Origin of the sequence: uncultured Lacinutrix sp., from assembly GCF_947500325.1 — a bacterium.
Taxonomy (GTDB): domain Bacteria; phylum Bacteroidota; class Bacteroidia; order Flavobacteriales; family Flavobacteriaceae; genus Lacinutrix.
Genome location: NZ_CANMRQ010000112.1, coordinates 1 through 248 on the forward strand (window position 1 = coordinate 1; position 248 = coordinate 248).

General features: G+C 35.9%; 1 protein-coding gene. It reads right to left on the bottom strand.

What is annotated here, in order from left to right; genetic code table 11:
• The coding region (locus tag Q0997_RS20400) for a hypothetical protein (RefSeq protein WP_299892590.1) at positions 1–248 on the bottom strand (248 nt) is incomplete at both ends.

A 248-nucleotide genomic window follows, 5' to 3' on the forward strand; every position in this document is an offset into this window, starting at 1 on the left:
CCACTCGTTGTTGTATAATTGCTAACTATTGTACTCCAAGAACCTGTTTCTGACGTTCGATATTGAATCGTATAACTGTTTGAGGTAATACCTGGCGTATTCCAAGTAATATTATGTGTTGTATTTCCTATAAGTGTTTCTCCTCCATTAGGTGAGGTAATAGCAATATGGTTACTAGGAGAAATTGTAAATGCATTAGCACTAACCGATTCGTTTTCGGTATGATAGTACGCACTTACTTTTACTCT